Origin of the sequence: Streptomyces sp. NPDC015220 (assembly GCF_043079345.1) — a bacterium.
Taxonomy (GTDB): domain Bacteria; phylum Actinomycetota; class Actinomycetes; order Streptomycetales; family Streptomycetaceae; genus Streptomyces.
Window position 1 is genome coordinate 1 of the sequence record NZ_JBIBUK010000053.1, and the last position, 1,864, is coordinate 1,864.

1 rRNA gene is annotated in these 1,864 nt (G+C 57.1%); it reads left to right on the forward strand.

The window, feature by feature from the left end:
* A 23S ribosomal RNA gene (locus ACF061_RS39000) occupies positions 1 to 1,843 on the forward strand; the annotation flags it as partial.
* Positions 1,844 to 1,864 lie beyond the last annotated feature (21 nt).

Sequence of the window (1,864 nt, forward strand, 5' to 3'; positions counted from 1 at the left end):
ACGGCCAACGCCGGCTGTGATGGGTAGGGGAGCGTCGTCTGCCGGGTGAAGCAGCACCGGAAGGTAGTTGTGGACGGTTGACGAGTGAGAATGCAGGCATGAGTAGCGATTCACACGTGAGAAACGTGTGCGCCGATTGACTAAGGGTTCCTGGGTCAAGCTGATCTGCCCAGGGTAAGTCGGGACCTAAGGCGAGGCCGACAGGCGTAGTCGATGGATAACCGGTTGATATTCCGGTACCCGCTGTGAAGCGTCAAACATCGAGCATCGTGATGCTAAGGCCGTGAAGCCGCCCTGGAGCCTTCGGGCGAAGGGGAGTGGTGGAGCCGCTGAACCAAGCGGTTAGTAGGTGAGTGATGGGGTGACGCAGGAAGGTAGTCCATCCCGGGCGGTGGTTGTCCCGGGGTAAGGGTGTAGGACGCAGGGTAGGCAAATCCGCCTTGCACATAGTCTGAGACCTGATGCCGAGCCGATTGTGGTGAAGTGGATGATCCTATGCTGTCGAGAAAAGCCTCTAGCGAGTTTCATGGCGGCCCGTACCCTAAACCGACTCAGGTGGTCAGGTAGAGAATACCGAGGCGTTCGGGTGAACTATGGTTAAGGAACTCGGCAAAATGCCCCCGTAACTTCGGGAGAAGGGGGGCCACGTCTGGTGATGGGCTTTACGCCTTGAGCTGGGGGTGGCCGCAGAGACCAGCGAGAAGCGACTGTTTACTAAAAACACAGGTCCGTGCGAAGCCGTAAGGCGATGTATACGGACTGACGCCTGCCCGGTGCTGGAACGTTAAGGGGACCGGTTAGCTCTGTTTCGACGGGGCGAAGCTGAGAACTTAAGCGCCAGTAAACGGCGGTGGTAACTATAACCATCCTAAGGTAGCGAAATTCCTTGTCGGGTAAGTTCCGACCTGCACGAATGGCGTAACGACTTCTCGACTGTCTCAACCATAGGCCCGGTGAAATTGCACTACGAGTAAAGATGCTCGTTTCGCGCAGCAGGACGGAAAGACCCCGGGACCTTTACTACAGTTTGATATTGGTGTTCGGTTCGGCTTGTGTAGGATAGCTGGGAGACTTTGAAGCAGGCACGCCAGTGTTTGTGGAGTCGTCGTTGAAATACCAGTCTGGTCGTGCTGGATGTCTAACCTGGGTCCGTGATCCGGATCAGGGACAGTGTCTGATGGGTAGTTTAACTGGGGCGGTTGCCTCCTAAAGAGTAACGGAGGCGCCCAAAGGTTCCCTCAGCCTGGTTGGCAATCAGGTGTTGAGTGTAAGTGCACAAGGGAGCTTGACTGTGAGACCGACGGGTCGAGCAGGGACGAAAGTCGGGACTAGTGATCCGGCGGTGGCTTGTGGAAGCGCCGTCGCTCAACGGATAAAAGGTACCCCGGGGATAACAGGCTGATCTTCCCCAAGAGTCCATATCGACGGGATGGTTTGGCACCTCGATGTCGGCTCGTCGCATCCTGGGGCTGGAGTCGGTCCCAAGGGTTGGGCTGTTCGCCCATTAAAGCGGTACGCGAGCTGGGTTTAGAACGTCGTGAGACAGTTCGGTCCCTATCCGCTGTGCGCGTAGGAGTCTTGAGAAGGGCTGTCCCTAGTACGAGAGGACCGGGACGGACGAACCTCTGGTGTGCCAGTTGTTCTGCCAAGGGCATGGCTGGTTGGCTACGTTCGGGAGGGATAACCGCTGAAAGCATCTAAGCGGGAAGCCTGCTTCGAGATGAGGACTCCCACCCACTTGATGGGGTAAGGCTCCCAGTAGACGACTGGGTTGATAGGCCGGATCTGGAAGCACGGTAACGTGTGGAGGTGACCGGTACTAATAGGCCGAGGGCTTGTCCTCAGTTGCTCGCGTCCACTGTGT